Consider the following 15580-nt stretch of genomic DNA (forward strand, 5'->3'; position numbering starts at 1 on the left):
CAAAAATATAAGGATACTGCTATGTTTAACAAAATTTTAATTGCCAACCGTGGTGAAATTGCTTGTCGTGTGATCCGCAGTGCGAAAAAACTCGGTATTGCTACCGTTGCGGTCTATTCAGATGCCGATGCTCAGGCGCAACACGTCAAACAGGCCGATGAAGCAATCTATATTGGCGAATCCCCTGCTGCACAAAGTTATTTACAAGTTGAACGTATTATTCAAGCCGCACTTGATACAGGTGCTCAAGCCATTCATCCCGGCTACGGCTTTTTATCGGAAAATGACCAATTTGCCGAAGCCTGCACAAAAAATAATATCGTGTTTATTGGCCCGCCAGTAGATGCCATTTTAGCCATGGGCTTAAAAGCGACCTCTAAAGCGTTAATGGAAAAAGCCGGCGTACCGTTAACCCCGGGTTACCACGGTAGCAATCAAGATGCCGAATTTTTAAAACAACAAGCCGATGCCATTGGCTACCCTGTTTTAATTAAAGCCAGTGCCGGTGGTGGTGGTAAAGGCATGCGTTTGGTTGAACAAAGCCAAGACTTTTTAGCATCCCTTGCTTCATGTAAAAGCGAAGCCAAAGCCAGCTTTGCCAATGATGATGTATTAATTGAGCGCTACGTGGTGCAACCTCGCCATATCGAAGTGCAAGTCTTTGGCGATACCCACGGCAACTATGTGCATTTATTTGAACGTGATTGTTCGGTACAACGTCGTCATCAAAAAGTGTTAGAAGAAGCACCGGCGCCTTTAATGGCAGAGCCTAAACTTGAAGCTATGCGCCAAGCTGCACTTGATGCAGCCCGTGCGGTGAATTATGTGGGTGCAGGTACGGTTGAATTTATTGTTGAACAAGATGGAACGGCGTACTTCATGGAAATGAATACCCGTTTACAGGTTGAACATCCTGTGACGGAAATGATTACAGGACAAGATTTAGTCGAATGGCAATTGCGTGTTGCGTATGGTGAGCCTTTACCAAAACAACAACATGAACTCAGTATTCATGGTCATGCCCTAGAAGCACGTGTTTATGCCGAAGAACCAGAAAAAGGCTTTTTGCCCGCCATTGGTAAGATTCACTATTTAAGCTATCCAACTCAAAATGCGCACGTACGTGTCGATAGCGGCATTGTTGAGGGCGATGAAATTACCACCTATTATGACCCAATGATTGCCAAACTGATTGTATGGGGTAAAAATCGTGCAGCAGCCCTCACGCAAATGCATCATGCCTTAAGCCAATTCCATGTCGATGGTTTAGGCAATAATATTGCCTTTTTAGATCGTTTGGTACGCTGTGAATCTTTTGCGACAGCCCATTTAGATACCGGCTTGATCCAACGTGAAGAGGAATTTTTACTTGGCCCACAACCGCAAGTCTCTAAAGAATTGGTACTCGCCGCTGCCTTGACTGAATTATTATCACGTTTTGCCAGTAACAAAACCGCCAACAATCCTGTGTGGCAAGCGCAATCTTTATGGCGCATGAATATTAATGCACGCTATGCAGTGAAATTTACGATTCAAGGCATTGAAAATGTGGTGTATTTCACCTCACAAGCGCATGGCTATGTGGCAGAGTATGACGGCCAAAGTTATGCAATCCAAGGGCAAATACTCAATCAACATCAGGTTAAAATTGAATTAAATGGTCGTAAAACTAACTATGCCTTTAGTTTAAGCGACAGTGGCTTAACCCTATACAATAACGGTCAAAGCCATCATTTTGCCCATATTCAACCAAGCTTTAACAGCGAAGATGATGCTGCCACCGCCGGTAATTTAAAAGCCCCTATGCCGGGGGTCATTACCCAAGTCTTGGTGCAACCCAATAGCCAGGTTAAAAAAGATGATGTGTTACTGACCTTAGAAGCCATGAAAATCGAATATTCAATTCGTGCACCGCAAGATGGTGTGGTGGCTGCAACCTATTTCCAACCGGGCGATCAAGTCAAAGCTGGCGATGAACTCGTTGAATTTGTAGTATTGGAGGAGGTGGCATGAGTGAATTTGTTAAAATCGTTGAGGTCGGGCCACGCGATGGCCTGCAAAACGAAAAAACACCCCTGACCTTATTAGATCGTAAAAATCTAATTTTAGATTTAATGCAAACCGGTGTCAGTAGTATTGAAGTGGGTTCATGTGTATCAGCCAAATGGGTACCGCAAATGGCCATGAGCGACCAATTATTTGCCGAATTACCTCAAGATCCCAACATTAGTTTGAGTTTGCTGACACCAAATATCAAAGGCTTTGAAGCAGCTTTAGCGGTCGGTTGTCAGGAAGTTGCGGTGTTTACCGCAGCATCCCAAAGCTTTACGCAAAAAAATATTAACTGCTCAATTGAAGAAAGTTTTGCCAAATTTTCCGATATTTTTACCAAAGCCAAACAGCACAAGATTAAAGTGCGTGGCTATGTATCCTGTATCGTCGATTGCCCTTATGAAGGTGCGATTGAACCTAAAGTGGTGGCACAAGTCACTGAGCGCTTGCTTAAAATGGGCTGCTATGAAGTATCTTTAGGTGAAACCATTGGTACAGCCACGCCAGATCGGGTAAAAAAAGTTTGGGATGCGTGTTTAGCAAGTACAGATGCCAGTTTATTGGCCGGACATTTTCATAATACCTATGGCATGGCAATTGCTAATATTTATCAATCCCTACAACAAGGTATTCGCGTGTTTGATTCATCGATTGCAGGTTTAGGTGGCTGCCCCTATGCCAAAGGTGCATCAGGCAATGTTTCCACCGAAGACTTATATTATTTGCTTTCCAATATGGGCTTAAACACGGGCATTAATGTAGATGCATTAATGACGGCGAGTCAAAATATTAGCCAAGTGTTACAGCGTAATAATCCATCTCATTATGCCAATGCCTATTGGCAACAGCGCTGCGCTTAAATATAACTTTAGAGAATAAAAAATGAATAAAGTCTATGCACATGCAGCAGAAGCGCTGCGTGATATCGTCAAAGATGGACAAACCTTAGCGGTGGGTGGTTTTGGCTTATGCGGTATTCCTGAAGCCTTAATTGCAGCCTTAAAAGACACAGGCGTGAAAAATTTAACTTGTATCTCTAATAATGCCGGTGTGGATGGTTTTGGCTTAGGTTTATTACTTGAAACCAAACAAATTAAAAAGATGATTGCCTCTTATGTCGGTGAAAACAAAGAATTTGAGCGCCAATTTTTAAGCGGTGAGTTAGAAGTTGAACTCACCCCTCAAGGCACATTGGCAGAAAAATTACGTGCCGGTGGTGCAGGTATTCCAGCCTTTTTTACCGCAACAGGGGTAGGTACTTTAATTGCTGATGGCAAAGAGTTACGTGAATTTAATGAAAAAGAATATATTTTAGAACACGCCTTAACCGCCGATATCGCGTTGGTCAAAGCCTATAAAGCGGATAAAGCCGGCAATTTAATTTTTAGAAAAACCGCACAAAACTTTAACCCTGTGTGTGCAACAGCCGCCAAAATCTGTATTGCTGAAGTTGAAGAAATTGTTGAGATTGGTGCTTTAGATCCAGATCAAATCCATCTTCCGGGCATTTATGTGCAACGCATTATTTTAAATACAACGCCTGAAAAACGTATCGAACAACTAACCCTAAAAGTGGAGGCTTAAGCCATGGCATGGACGCGTAATGAAATGGCGCAACGCGCTGCTTTAGAGTTAGAAGATGGTTTTTATGTCAATTTAGGTATTGGCTTGCCCACACTGGTTGCCAACTATATTCCAGACCACATGAATGTCTGGCTGCAATCAGAAAATGGTTTATTGGGTATTGGCGAATTTCCGAACCAACAGACCGTCGATGCCGATTTAATTAATGCCGGTAAACAAACCGTAACAGCCCGTCAAGGTGCAGCATTTTTCTCAAGTGCCGATTCTTTTGCCATGATTCGTGGCGGGCATGTCAATATTGCCATTTTAGGTGCAATGGAAGTGTCACAAACTGGCGACCTTGCCAACTGGATGATTCCGGGTAAAAAAGTCAAAGGCATGGGTGGTGCCATGGACTTGGTGGCTGGGGTACAAAAAGTCGTGGTATTGATGGAACACAGCGCCAAAGATGGAACACCTAAAATCGTTGAGCAATGTGCGCTGCCGTTAACGGGTAAAAGCGTGGTGCATCGTATTATCACCGATTTAGGCGTGATGGATGTAACACCTGAAGGTGTAAAATTGGTGGAGTTGGCCCACGATGTGACTTTAGATGAGATTCAAAGTGTCACAGGCGTCAAACTGATCGCTTAAATAAAAAAATTACTTACTAACCCTTTAAAGCTTCGGTTTTAAGGGGTTTTTTAATTCAAACAATAATCATGGAATAGACTATGGAACAACAAAACTTTATGCAACGCTTTGCCTTAAAGGTCAGCGATTGGTCAGAAAAATGGTTTCCTGACTCGTATATTTTTGCCTTATTGGGTGTAGTGATTGTCGCGATTGCTGCAATTTTAATTGGCGCACCGGCACAGTCTGTAGCATTGTCTTTTGGCGATGGGTTTTGGAGTTTAATTCCCTTTACCTTACAAATGTGTATGTTGATTGTGGTCGGCTATGTGGTTTCGGTGTCTAAACCGGTACAAGCATTGATTCGCGTCTTGGCGCGTCTACCGCATTCAGGTCGTGGTGCGATTGTGTTGGTGGCAACGGTGAGTCTACTGATTTCTTTAGTCAATTGGGCCATGAGTACCGTTTTAACTGCGCTATTGGTGATTGCACTGGCTCAGCGTAAAGAACTGAATATGGATTACCGTGCCGCAGCGGCAGCAGCGATTATTGGTATGGGTGCCACATGGGCATTGGGCATTAGCTCATCGGCGGCACAAATTCAAGCCAATAAAGCCAGTCTGCCTGAACCCATTTATAATTTAACCGGTGTAATTCCCTTTACCGAAACCATTTTTTTACCGCAATCGATGATCATGACGGCAATACTGATTGTTGCATCGATTGCGATTGCTTTTTGGTCTGCCCCTAAAGGCCAACATATTAAAACCATCGATCAGTTTGATATTCAACTTGACCAAGAAACACCAATTGATCCCAATACTCCTAAACGCCCCGGAGATTGGCTTGAAAACTCACCGCTTTTAAGTATTTTAATTGTACTTTTAGGTGTGGTATGGATGTTAAATGAGTTTTCTAAAAGCAATCCGATTTTGGCCATTTCCAGCCTCAATACCTATAACTTTATTTTTTTAATGCTTGGGATTGCCTTACATGGCACACCACGTAATTTTTTAAATGCCGTGACCAAAGCTGTACCTGCCATATCTGGAGTGCTGATTCAATTTCCGTTGTATGGCAGCATCGCCTTTATGATGACCAACGCCTATAACGCCCAAGATTTATCGCTGTCACATTATATTGCAGAATTTTTTGTCTCAATTGCTTCACAAGAAACCTTTGCGATCGTCATGGGCATTTACTCTGCCATTTTGGGCTTTTTTATTCCATCGGGTGGTGGTAAATGGATTATTGAAGCACCTTATGTCATGCAAGCCGCCAATGATTTAAAAGTCCATTTAGGTTGGTCGGTACAAATTTATAATGCCGCCGAAGCCTTACCCAATTTAATCAATCCATTTTTTATGTTGCCGATGCTTGGCATTTTAAAACTTAAAGCCAAAGACGTGATTGGCTTTACCGTTACCCAACTGATTTTTCATATTCCCTTGGTATTATTTTTACTGTGGTTTTTAGGGGGTACCCTCGCCTATACTCCACCAGTATTTTCTTAAAAAAAATGGCGCTTTAAAGCGCCATTTTTCATCTAAGTTTTAAAACTTAAACCACAACTTTTTTTACTAAAATTGAACCGACTGAGTAACCTGCACCAAATGAACACAATACGCCATATTCGCCGTCGTTCACTTGATCAGCTGTTTTATGCAAAGCAATAATCACCCCTGCCGATGAAGTATTGGCAAATTCATCTAAAATAATAGGCGCACGCTCAATTGGCGCTTCTTTACCTGCCACGTATTTTAAAATCAACTCATTCATATTCACGTTGGCTTGATGCAACCAAAAACGCTTAATGTCATCTGGTGTTAATTCATTTTTTGCCACTTGGTTTTTAATGATTTTTGCCACCAAAGGACATACATCTTTAAACACTTTACGTCCATCTTGACGGAACAACAAATCCTTACCCGTTGCTTCTTCAGCAGGATTTAAATAACCAAAGTTATTACGAATGTTGTTTGAAAATTGAGTAAATAAATAGGTATCTAAAATCTCAAAACCTGTTTTGCTGTCGGTATTTTCAATGATTGACGCTGTTGCCACATCACCAAAAATAAAGTGCGAATCACGTGAGGTGTAATCTAACTGACCTGACATAATCTCTACATTGACCAACAATACACGGCGCGCACCGGCTAAGATTGCATCATAAGACTGCTTTAAACCAAAAGTCGCTGCAGAACATGCCACATTCATGTCATAGCCGTAGCCTTGAATACCCAATGCAGATTGGATTTCAATGGCAATTGCCGGATAACCACGTTGTAATTGCGAACATGCCATAATCACAACATCAATGTCTTCAGCCGTTACACCTGCATTGTCCATGGCTTGTTTAGCAGCAGCCACGCCCCACTCGGCTTGGAGTGAGATTTCATCATTGCTACGAATATTAAAACGTGGACGCATACGGTCGATATCTAAAATACCTGACTTTTCTGCTACATAACGGCTTTTAATGCCTGACGCTTTTTCAATAAATTCCGCACTTGAGGTACGTAACTCTTCAATTTCACCCGCGGCAATTTCGGCTGCGTGCTCGGCGTTATAACGTTCTACATAAGCATTTAAACTTTGAACTAATTCTTCGTTCGTGATGGTTTCAGCAGGTGTATATAACCCTGTGCCTGTAATACGGATGCCCATGTAAAACTCCTATGGAAAAATGGTGAGTATATTAACGGATTCCTAAACGTTCCCAAACTTTTTGCAATCGCGTCGCTGAAATTGGCATCTTGGTTTTCATTGGTTGTGAAAACAACGAGATACGTAGCTCTTCGACCATAAAGTAAAGTTCTTTTAGGCGCGGGTCATTTTTAAAGGTGAACAATTTTTCCATCCAAGGGTCAACTTGATCAATGGCAGAATCATCCCTTTGTAAATTATTTGGTAAGCGATCAAGGCGCATCAGCAAAGCTTTTAGGTAGCGTGGGAACTCAAGCCACACGTCATTTGGCTTGATATAGACAAAATTGGCCAATGACATCAAATCCAATTGATCTTCAATATCATCCATATTTTTGCCAAACACAGCTACATTAAAGCCATTTAAACGACGACGGATCTCTTGCCATTGAATATAAATCTCTGACATCACCTGTAGCGCAGTTTGACCATGGCTTAAGAAGCTTTTTTTCACTTCAAGCAAAAGGCGCTCAAATTCAGCTGCATTGACTGGCAAGTCAGTAATCGCCATTTGTAAAGTGGCATAGACTAACATTTGCTCCAATTGTGCCTTATCACCTAAGGGTGAATAAGCCAATGCCAAAGGCTTGGAAATCTGCTTTTTTAACTGACGAATCAAATCGCCCAATTGTAGATGCACCAAACGAATCACACCTTCACGGTGTTGTTTCATAGCTTCTTGGGCATCATTAAAGGTTTGAATCACCACACCCGATTCATCTTTTGGTGCCAAATCGGCAAATTTCTTGTTTACCACCAAAGCTTGATATTGCTTAACCACCACACCTGACACTTTTTGTGAGGCTTCAAACACAAATTGCTCAGGGAAAGTACTAAATTCACCTTTGAGTTGTTTAACTGGGCTATGGGTTTCTGCACGACAACGGGCTTTTAATTCGCTTAAGTTACGTCCTTGCTCAAGTACCCGACCTTTTTCATCCAACACTTGAATAAAAGGCAACAAGTATTGCTCAATGCGCTCAAGGTTAAAGTCCTGTGCGCTGACTTGTTCAGCACGCAACTGAAAACTCAAAAATGCCAAAATATGTTCACGTAAATGACTGGCATCAATACGTTGCACCAATTTACGTGCTGTATCAGGAATGGGCACTAAATTGCGACGTTTATCTTTAGGTAAACTTTTTAACAAGGCTTCAATTAAATCATAACGCCAACCCGGAATTCCCCATGACCAGATGTTTTCATCCACTTGAGCCAAAGCTTGTAATGGAATTTTCACGGTAGCACCATCTTGATCATGACTTGGGTCAAAGCGATAGCTGGCGGCAAGTCTTAAGCTGCCATTGTGCAGATAGTCTGGAAATTGTTGTGTGGTGGGACGGTCATTTAGCCATAGCGCATCATCCTCAACAAACAAATAGCGCGGCTGTTTTGGCTCAACTGTGGCACGCCAATCTTCAAAACTACGACGACTCGCGACTTCAGATGGCACTTTACTGGCATAAAATTGGTAAATGGTTTCTTCATCTACCACCAAATCACGACGTCGTAATTTATCTTCAACACGTTCAACTTCTTCAAGTTTAAGTAAGTTGTGCTTTAAAAACGGTGGACTAATGCCCAAATGACCTGTGGTTAAGGCATCACGTAAGAAAATTTCATGCGCTGCGGACAAATCCACTTTTTCGTAGTTGATTAAACGGCGCGGCTCAACAATCAAACCAAACAATGAGATTTGATCATAAGCATTGACAATACCAGCTTTTTTTGACCAATGCGGTTCAAAGTAATGGTGTTTGAGCAAATCACCTGCGGCCAACAAAATCCATTCCGGCTCAATCTTGGCAAGCGTGCGTAAGTATACCTGTGAGGTTTCCACCATCTCAAAGGCCATCACCCACGGGGTATTGGTTTTATGTAAGGTCGAGGCAGGGAAAATACGTGCTTTTTGCTGACGCACTGCCATAAACACGTTGCGCTCATCGGTTTTATTAGCAATAAACGACAACAAACCCGTCAACAATGCCCGATGTAGGTTTTCATAACTGGCCGGTTTTTCATTAAAAGAAAGCTTTAAGCCTTTGGCTAAGTCGACCAATTGTTCATGGGTTTTTTTCCATTCACGTAAACGTAACCAACTTAAAAAATGCTGACGCGCAAAGTTACGGCGTTTACTTTCGCTCATGCTGTCACGATTGGCGTTTAGTGTGTCCCAAAGCTTAATATAAAACAAGAAATCTGAATCGCCTTCACGGAACAAAGCATGCTTTTGGTCGGCTTGGACTTGTTTGTCGGCCGGACGTTCACGCGGGTCTTGTACTGCAAGTGCCGCCACAATCACCAAAACTTCATTGAGCACACCAAAATGTGCACCACCTAAAATCATACGTGCTAAACGCGGGTCAATCGGCATTTTTGCCATTTGTTGACCAATTTTAGTTAAAGCCGCTGCTTTTTTTTGAGTAGGTGTTGCAAGGGCTTTTTGATCATGCATAGCCCCCAATTCAATCAGCAGCTTGCGCCCATCATTGACCAGACGTAAATCAGGTGGTTCAATAAAATCAAAGTCTTCAAGCTCACCAAAGCCCAAACTTTGCATTTGCAAAATCACCGATGCTAAGTTTGTACGCTTGATTTCAGGTTCGGTAAATTCAGGACGACTTAAAAAATCTTCTTCTGAATACAAACGAATACACACACCCGGCGCAATACGACCACAACGTCCTTTACGCTGATTGGCAGCCGCTTGAGAAATCGCTTCAATGGGTAGGCGTTGCACACGTGAGCGATAGTTATAACGCGACATACGCGCAAAACCACTGTCAATCACATAACGAATATTAGGTACGGTCAGCGCCGTTTCTGCCACGTTGGTGGCAATAATAATGCGTCGCCCACCACCAGATGGATTAAAGATTTTTTGTTGTTCAGCAAGTGCTAAACGCGCATATAGCGTCAAGACTTCGGTATGGCGTGGCCCGTATTTTTGTAAGGTTTCTTGGAGTTCACGAATTTCTTGCTCTGTAGAGGCAAATACCAAAATATCAGCATGTTCAGGATGCCCTTTGGCTTGAGCATCGGCAAAACATTCTTCAACGGCAGCCACCACAGCACGCGGTAAGTTTTCTTCAAAGTCATCAAATTCATCGTCATCACTGCCTCCAATCGACAGCTCAGAAATGGGACGATAACGTACTTCTACAGGAAAACTACGTCCTTCTACTTCAAAAATCGGTGCATTGTTAAAGTAACGACTAAAGCGATTTACGTCCAAAGTGGCCGAAGTAATAATAACTTTGAGGTCTTTACGTCTTGGTAAAAGCTGCTTTAAATACCCCATGATAAAGTCAATATTGAGCGAACGCTCATGCGCTTCATCAATAATAATGGTGTCATATTTGGTTAAGAAGCGATCATTTGCCAGCTCTGCCAACAAAATACCATCGGTCATTAAACGTAAAATTGAATCTTGTGAACCTTGCTCATTAAAACGGACTTTAAATGAAATTGATTCACCGAGTTTCTGCCCCACTTCTTCAGCAATACGTTGCGATACGCTACGTGCGGCTAAACGTCGCGGCTGAGTATGCCCAATTAAACCGGTTAAGCCTCGACCTGCCAACATGGCAATTTGCGGCAATTGTGTGGTCTTACCCGAACCCGTTTCACCCGCCACAATAATCACTTGATGTTTTTGTATGGCAGCAATCAGTTTGTCGGCATATTGGGTGACCGGTAAATCTTGATTTAAAGCAATATTGGGCAAGCGCTCAACACGTTGCAGCACTTTGGCATGCGATTGTTCCCAAAGTGCTTGATACTGCTGTGGATTGGCATCCTTTCCTTGACGTAGTCGATTTAAACGATGAAGGTCGCGTGCCATCACCAATTGCTCTACATTTAAATCACGCTGCACTGAAAGGTATTCCTAAAACACACAAATAAGCCGGCTATTTTACGCTGTTCTTCAAGTTTACGAAAGGCAATGTGTTTTGAATATTTTTGACTTTTTTAAAAAATCACCCTTGAATTATCTAGACAAATCCCCATGTTTTAAGCAGCTTACAACATGCAAATTAATTGTCATTTTTTGATGTTATGATTTGCCAAAGCGTGACACAGAACTTATGCAGTCAATTCGGATTTTCCGATTTTGATCATGCAAAAATTCTGTTTCAGCCCCAAGCATAATTTCTATATTCTTATGGAAATCAAATTACAAACCTCAATCATGGAGACTATGATGAGCTTAATTAATACTGAAGTTAAACCGTTTAACGCAACTGCCTACCACAACGGTCAATTCGTTGAAGTTTCTGAAGCTGATCTTAAAGGCAAATGGTCTGTAGTATTCTTCTACCCAGCTGACTTTACCTTTGTTTGCCCAACTGAATTGGGTGACTTAGCAGACAACTATGCTGAATTCCAAAAATTAGGCGTAGAAATCTACGGCGTATCTACTGACACACATTTTACGCACAAAGCTTGGCACGATACTTCTGATGTCATTGGTAAAATCCAATACCCATTAATCGGTGATCCAACTTGGACGTTGTCTAAAAACTTCGAAGTACTCATTGAAGCTGCTGGTCTTGCTGATCGTGGTACATTTGTTATCGATCCTGAAGGCAAAATCCAAATCGTTGAAATCAACGCAGGTGGTATTGGCCGTGATGCATCTGAATTACTTCGTAAAGTAAAAGCTGCTCAATACGTACATGCGCACCCAGGCGAAGTTTGCCCTGCAAAATGGAAAGAAGGCGAAGCAACACTTGCGCCTTCAATCGACTTAGTTGGTAAAATCTAATTTTTATTAGATTCAACTGATCAAAAAACCACGCAAATTGCGTGGTTTTTTTATGGCTAAAATTTAATTATGGGTGTTTTTTAAGCTAATATGTCAGTATAAACATAATTTTTTAAGGAGCATGTATGCGTTTTGCAGTATTTGTATTTGGCTGTTTATTTGCAGCCACAAGTTTTGCAGATTCAGTAATGTGCCAAGGACATTTACGCAATCAAAGCATTGATCGCAATGTTGTGGTTCATCAAAAATGTATTTTAGACAATGTTAAAATTGCTGGCAATATAGAGGTTAAAGCCCAAGGCAGTTTGACTTTAAAACGCAGTCAAGTGGCAGGCAATGTAGTCGCGGGGGATAATTTTGGTGGTTTAAATTTGGTTGAAAATCGTATTCAAGGCAATCTTGAAATATTTTCTGGTCATAAAGCAGAATTAATTCGGAATCAGGTAGCAGGCACAATTGATATTCAAAATAATATTGGAAAACTCGTCCTCAAGCACAATCAAAGCCAAAGTTTAAGCTGTATTCATAACCGCATTGCACCTATAGGCAGCCACAATCAAGCTGCCCATAAGCATGCACAATGTCTGGATTTATAAGGCTTATTGAGACTGTGCCTTGGCATATTGTTGAATCACTTCATGAATAAAGCGTAATTTATTTTGTACTTGAGTATTAATCACAAAAGGATAAAAGTCTTCTTGTCCCATACTACGATTTAAGCTGTTCATGGCAAAGGCCACCGGTAACCATGCTTGATAAATACTATCAAAATCTTGGGCTGTATATGGCTCAAGTGGTGTGGCTAAGGTCATCACATGGTCATCTTGGTCTTGAACCACTTGTGGGCGAATTTGAATACCAAAGGCATCTGCTGTTTCTAATACGTCTACAATATGTAAATAATGTGCCCATGTTTCCGCCCAATCTTCCCAAGGATGCATGCTGGCATAAGGGCTAATATAACGTGACATCCAGTCTGGTGCTGGCCCATTTTGATAATGACGATCAAGTGCAGCTTGATAGTCCATACGCTCATCGCCAAACAATGCGCGGCAAGGTTCTAAAAATGCCGTACCATCAACTAAAACATCCCAATAATAATGTCCAATTTCATGGCGAAAATGACCAAGTAAGGTACGATACACTTCATCCATTTGATCACGCGCCATAGCACGTTCTACATCATCAGCTTCAGCAATGTTTAAGGTAATTAAACCATTATCATGCCCTGTCATCACTTTAGGTTCATTGGGACAATTGGGATCAGCTTTAAAATCAAAAGCTAAACCTTGATTGGGATTTTGAACTTTATTTTCAAGCGGCAATTGCCAACGCAGTACACTATAGATCAAACGGTGCTTGGCCAATTCGATTTTATGCCAACGTTGGCGGTATTTTAACTCACTTAAATCAGGGATCACGCGATTTAAACCACACGCCAAACAAAAATCATTCGGATCCTCAAAATCAAGCAGCCAATTACACACCTCATACTGTTTATTCATACAAAACTTATAATTTTTTTGGGTTTGCGTTTCAGTAAAAGCCCCTACAGCATTTGGTCCTGTTAAAGCCAGCATTTGGGTGTGTTTGGCGTCAAATCCTAAAACATGCTGACAGTGCGTACAGCTATAGTTATCAAAATAGACTGGCTGCGTACAATAAGAACATTGAAAAAGCTGCATTATTATTCTCGTTATGATTAGACGTGACAAGAAGTCTAAAACATTTTAAAAGCTGCTCATCTACAAAATTGTTAACTTTTTAGTCCTGCGCATGATTTTTGTAAAAGGAACTACAGAGGTCTATATTCGATATAGCGGCTTTCATGCATGATGATCTTTACAATACTGCTATATAGAAAAGCCAATCTTTCAAGTAATTTTAAACAACACCACAATGCAAAAAAAATTATAAAAAACCTTTTTAAATAAGGAGTTGCTTATGGGAGTTGCCATTACCGTTACATCATGGAAGTATAATTCCACGTCTCGACATTTGCATATTTTTTACGACAATGGTTCTGCTGAGCTGTACTACTCCGTGCCTAAATTTATTTATGCCAATTTGCTACGCCGCAGCGACAAAGCTGCTTTTGTTCATAAATACTTAGAATATGATGTGCATTTTACCTGTGTCAGAATTATGTAATATACACCCAAGCGATGTGATTGATTTTTGAGTAACGGCGCAACACCGTTACTCACATTATTTTGCTGGTATGGTCTTAAAGTGCAGCAATCAATTTAAAACGTGGTACCACCTGCCCGTCAATCTCGATGCTTTCCATAAACATCTGTAAAGGTCGTACCCACATCGAATAATCGCCGTATAAACACTGATACACCACTAACTTTTCAGCGGTTTCACTGTGGGTCGCCACATGAAAAACCTGATAATGCTGACCTTTGTAGTGCTCATAAATTCCGCGCTGTAGCATATTGGCTCCTTAAATGAGGTTAAAAAAGCACAGAGATGTGCTGCATTTTAATTATCTTACTTGAAATATAAAATAAAGCATGCATATACAACGCTGAAATACCTGATGAAATGCAAATTAAATCTAATTTCCGATTGTATTTATAAAAACTAAATGTTTTACCTATAAAGGTAATCCATTTAAGATCATCTCATCAAATACATATTTACTCCTTTGGAGACGTTAGCCATGTTAGATCAAAATACTTCATCGCAATTAAAAGCCCTTTTAGAACGCCTAGAAGGTCCCATCGAATTGGTGGCAACTTTAAATGACTCAGACAAATCTGCCAAAATCAAAGAATTGGTTGAAGAAGTTGCAGCATTGTCTGATTTGGTTACTGCACGTTTTGATGGCAAAAATAGCCGTGCCCCAAGCTTTGGTATTGCAAAAGCAGGCGAAGAACCGCGTGTATTCTTTGCAGGCTTGCCAATGGGCCATGAGTTCACGTCATTGATCTTAGCATTGCTACAAACCTCAGGTTATGCACCAAAAGTCTCTGATGAAGTGTTAACTTCAATCAAAGAACTCGGTGTGAAGTCTAATTTTGACGTATTTGTGTCTTTAAGCTGCCACAACTGTCCAGATGTGGTGCAAGCCTTAAACCTGATTGCCATTTACAATCCGGGTGCAACAGCCACCATGATTGATGGTGCTTTCTTCCAAGACGAAGTTGAAGAACGCAAAATCATGGCCGTTCCAATGGTGTTCCAAGATGGTCAACACATTGGTCAAGGTCGTATGACTTTAGAAGAGATCGTGGCAAAACTTGACACCAATGCAGCACAAAAAGATGCTGCCAAGTTAAATGCCAAAGACGCGTTTGATGTGTTGGTGATTGGTGGTGGACCTGCGGGCAACACTTCTGCCATTTATGCGGCGCGTAAAGGCATTAAAACCGGTATTGTGGCTGAGCGCATGGGCGGTCAAGTTATGGACACCATGGACATTGAGAACTTTACCTCAATTCAAAAAACCCAAGGTCCAAAATTTGCCGCAGAAATGGAAGCACATGTGCGTGAATATGGTGTAGACATCATGAATCTACAACGTGTTGCTGACATCAAAGGTGCGTCTGAAACCGCCAATGGTTTGGTTGAAGTGACCCTTGAAAATGGTGCCAAGCTTGAATCTAAAACCGTGATTTTATCAACCGGTGCACGTTGGAGACAAATGAACGTGCCGGGTGAAAAAGAATATGCCACGCGTGGTGTAGCGTACTGCCCGCACTGTGATGGTCCATTATTCAAAGGCAAACGTGTTGCGGTGATTGGTGGCGGTAACTCAGGTGTGGAAGCTGCAATTGACTTAGCAGGGATTGTTGAGCATGTCACATTGGTGGAATTTGACACCAAGCTACGTGCCGACCAAGTGTTGCA

Annotated in this window: 13 protein-coding genes; 9 read left to right on the plus strand and 4 right to left on the minus strand. The window is 41.6% G+C overall.

What is annotated here, in order from left to right:
- Positions 1-21 precede the first annotated feature (21 nt).
- The 5 genes from Q0017_RS04985 to Q0017_RS05005 all read left to right on the plus strand — a co-directional run bounded on the left by Q0017_RS04985 (position 22) and on the right by Q0017_RS05005 (position 5762).
- Entirely contained in the window at positions 22-2013 is a 1992-nt protein-coding gene (locus Q0017_RS04985) for an acetyl/propionyl/methylcrotonyl-CoA carboxylase subunit alpha (protein ID WP_298143542.1), read from the plus strand.
- Complete coding sequence (locus Q0017_RS04990) at positions 2010-2912, plus strand: hydroxymethylglutaryl-CoA lyase (protein ID WP_298143545.1); 903 nt, start codon at positions 2010-2012, stop codon at positions 2910-2912. The genes Q0017_RS04985 and Q0017_RS04990 overlap by 4 nt, the downstream gene beginning before the upstream one ends.
- A 22-nt stretch (positions 2913-2934) precedes the next feature.
- On the plus strand, positions 2935-3636 hold the full coding sequence (locus tag Q0017_RS04995; protein ID WP_298143548.1) for a CoA transferase subunit A: 702 nt from the start codon (positions 2935-2937) through the stop codon (positions 3634-3636).
- A 3-nt stretch (positions 3637-3639) separates the two neighbouring features.
- The gene (locus tag Q0017_RS05000) at positions 3640-4269 is read left to right on the plus strand and encodes a CoA transferase subunit B (protein ID WP_298143551.1); all 630 of its coding nucleotides are present in this window, start codon (positions 3640-3642) and stop codon (positions 4267-4269) included.
- Between the two features lie 80 nt (positions 4270-4349).
- On the plus strand, positions 4350-5762 hold the full coding sequence (locus Q0017_RS05005; RefSeq protein ID WP_298143553.1) for a TIGR00366 family protein: 1413 nt from the start codon (positions 4350-4352) through the stop codon (positions 5760-5762).
- A gap of 46 nt (positions 5763-5808) precedes the next feature.
- Here Q0017_RS05005 and Q0017_RS05010 read toward each other — a convergent pair whose 3' ends face one another.
- Positions 5809-6915 carry a beta-ketoacyl-ACP synthase III gene (locus Q0017_RS05010; protein WP_298143556.1) on the minus strand — a complete coding sequence of 369 codons (1107 nt, stop codon included), beginning with the start codon at positions 6913-6915 and terminating at the stop codon, positions 5809-5811.
- Between the two features lie 31 nt (positions 6916-6946).
- The gene (gene hrpA, locus Q0017_RS05015; RefSeq protein ID WP_298143559.1) at positions 6947-10831 is read right to left on the minus strand and encodes an ATP-dependent RNA helicase HrpA; all 3885 of its coding nucleotides are present in this window, start codon (positions 10829-10831) and stop codon (positions 6947-6949) included.
- Positions 10832-11158: 327 nt separating this feature from the next.
- On the opposite strand from hrpA, the gene ahpC reads away from it, so the two are divergent.
- Both ahpC and Q0017_RS05025 read left to right on the plus strand, forming a co-directional pair.
- Complete coding sequence (gene ahpC / locus Q0017_RS05020) at positions 11159-11722, plus strand: alkyl hydroperoxide reductase subunit C (protein ID WP_297423086.1); 564 nt, start codon at positions 11159-11161, stop codon at positions 11720-11722.
- 125 nt (positions 11723-11847) lie between these two features.
- A complete protein-coding gene (locus tag Q0017_RS05025; protein WP_298143562.1) occupies positions 11848-12318 on the plus strand; it encodes a hypothetical protein in 471 nt (156 codons plus the stop codon).
- Between the two features lie 3 nt (positions 12319-12321).
- On the opposite strand, the gene Q0017_RS05030 is transcribed toward Q0017_RS05025, so the two are convergent.
- Positions 12322-13407: a putative zinc-binding metallopeptidase gene (locus tag Q0017_RS05030; RefSeq protein ID WP_298143565.1), complete on the minus strand. Its 1086-nt coding sequence runs from the start codon at positions 13405-13407 to the stop codon at positions 12322-12324.
- 259 nt (positions 13408-13666) lie between these two features.
- On the opposite strand from Q0017_RS05030, the gene Q0017_RS05035 reads away from it, so the two are divergent.
- Positions 13667-13873: a KTSC domain-containing protein gene (locus tag Q0017_RS05035; protein WP_298143568.1), complete on the plus strand. Its 207-nt coding sequence runs from the start codon at positions 13667-13669 to the stop codon at positions 13871-13873.
- 76 nt (positions 13874-13949) lie between these two features.
- Here Q0017_RS05035 and Q0017_RS05040 read toward each other — a convergent pair whose 3' ends face one another.
- Positions 13950-14162: a DUF1653 domain-containing protein gene (locus Q0017_RS05040; protein ID WP_298143571.1), complete on the minus strand. Its 213-nt coding sequence runs from the start codon at positions 14160-14162 to the stop codon at positions 13950-13952.
- A gap of 228 nt (positions 14163-14390) precedes the next feature.
- Here Q0017_RS05040 and ahpF point away from each other — a divergent pair.
- The coding region (ahpF, locus tag Q0017_RS05045; RefSeq protein WP_298143573.1) for an alkyl hydroperoxide reductase subunit F at positions 14391-15580 on the plus strand (1190 nt) is incomplete at its 3' end.

Source organism: uncultured Acinetobacter sp. (assembly GCF_947624825.1).
Taxonomy (GTDB): Bacteria; Pseudomonadota; Gammaproteobacteria; order Pseudomonadales; family Moraxellaceae; genus Acinetobacter.

Bases quoted from the DNA above. Each gene is read 5' to 3' on its own strand.
- Q0017_RS05030 (WP_298143565.1), bottom strand. From the start codon at position 13,407: ATGCAGCTTTTTCAATGTTCTTATTGTACGCAGCCAGTCTATTTTGAT.
- Q0017_RS05025 (WP_298143562.1), top strand. From the start codon at position 11,848: ATGCGTTTTGCAGTATTTGTATTTGGCTGTTTATTTGCAGCCACAAGT.
- Q0017_RS04990 (WP_298143545.1), top strand. From the start codon at position 2,010: ATGAGTGAATTTGTTAAAATCGTTGAGGTCGGGCCACGCGATGGCCTG.
- Q0017_RS05010 (WP_298143556.1), bottom strand. From the start codon at position 6,915: ATGGGCATCCGTATTACAGGCACAGGGTTATATACACCTGCTGAAACC.
- Q0017_RS05035 (WP_298143568.1), top strand. From the start codon at position 13,667: ATGGGAGTTGCCATTACCGTTACATCATGGAAGTATAATTCCACGTCT.
- Q0017_RS05000 (WP_298143551.1), top strand. From the start codon at position 3,640: ATGGCATGGACGCGTAATGAAATGGCGCAACGCGCTGCTTTAGAGTTA.
- Q0017_RS05040 (WP_298143571.1), bottom strand. From the start codon at position 14,162: ATGCTACAGCGCGGAATTTATGAGCACTACAAAGGTCAGCATTATCAG.
- Q0017_RS04985 (WP_298143542.1), top strand. From the start codon at position 22: ATGTTTAACAAAATTTTAATTGCCAACCGTGGTGAAATTGCTTGTCGT.
- Q0017_RS04995 (WP_298143548.1), top strand. From the start codon at position 2,935: ATGAATAAAGTCTATGCACATGCAGCAGAAGCGCTGCGTGATATCGTC.
- Q0017_RS05005 (WP_298143553.1), top strand. From the start codon at position 4,350: ATGGAACAACAAAACTTTATGCAACGCTTTGCCTTAAAGGTCAGCGAT.
- ahpC (WP_297423086.1), top strand. From the start codon at position 11,159: ATGAGCTTAATTAATACTGAAGTTAAACCGTTTAACGCAACTGCCTAC.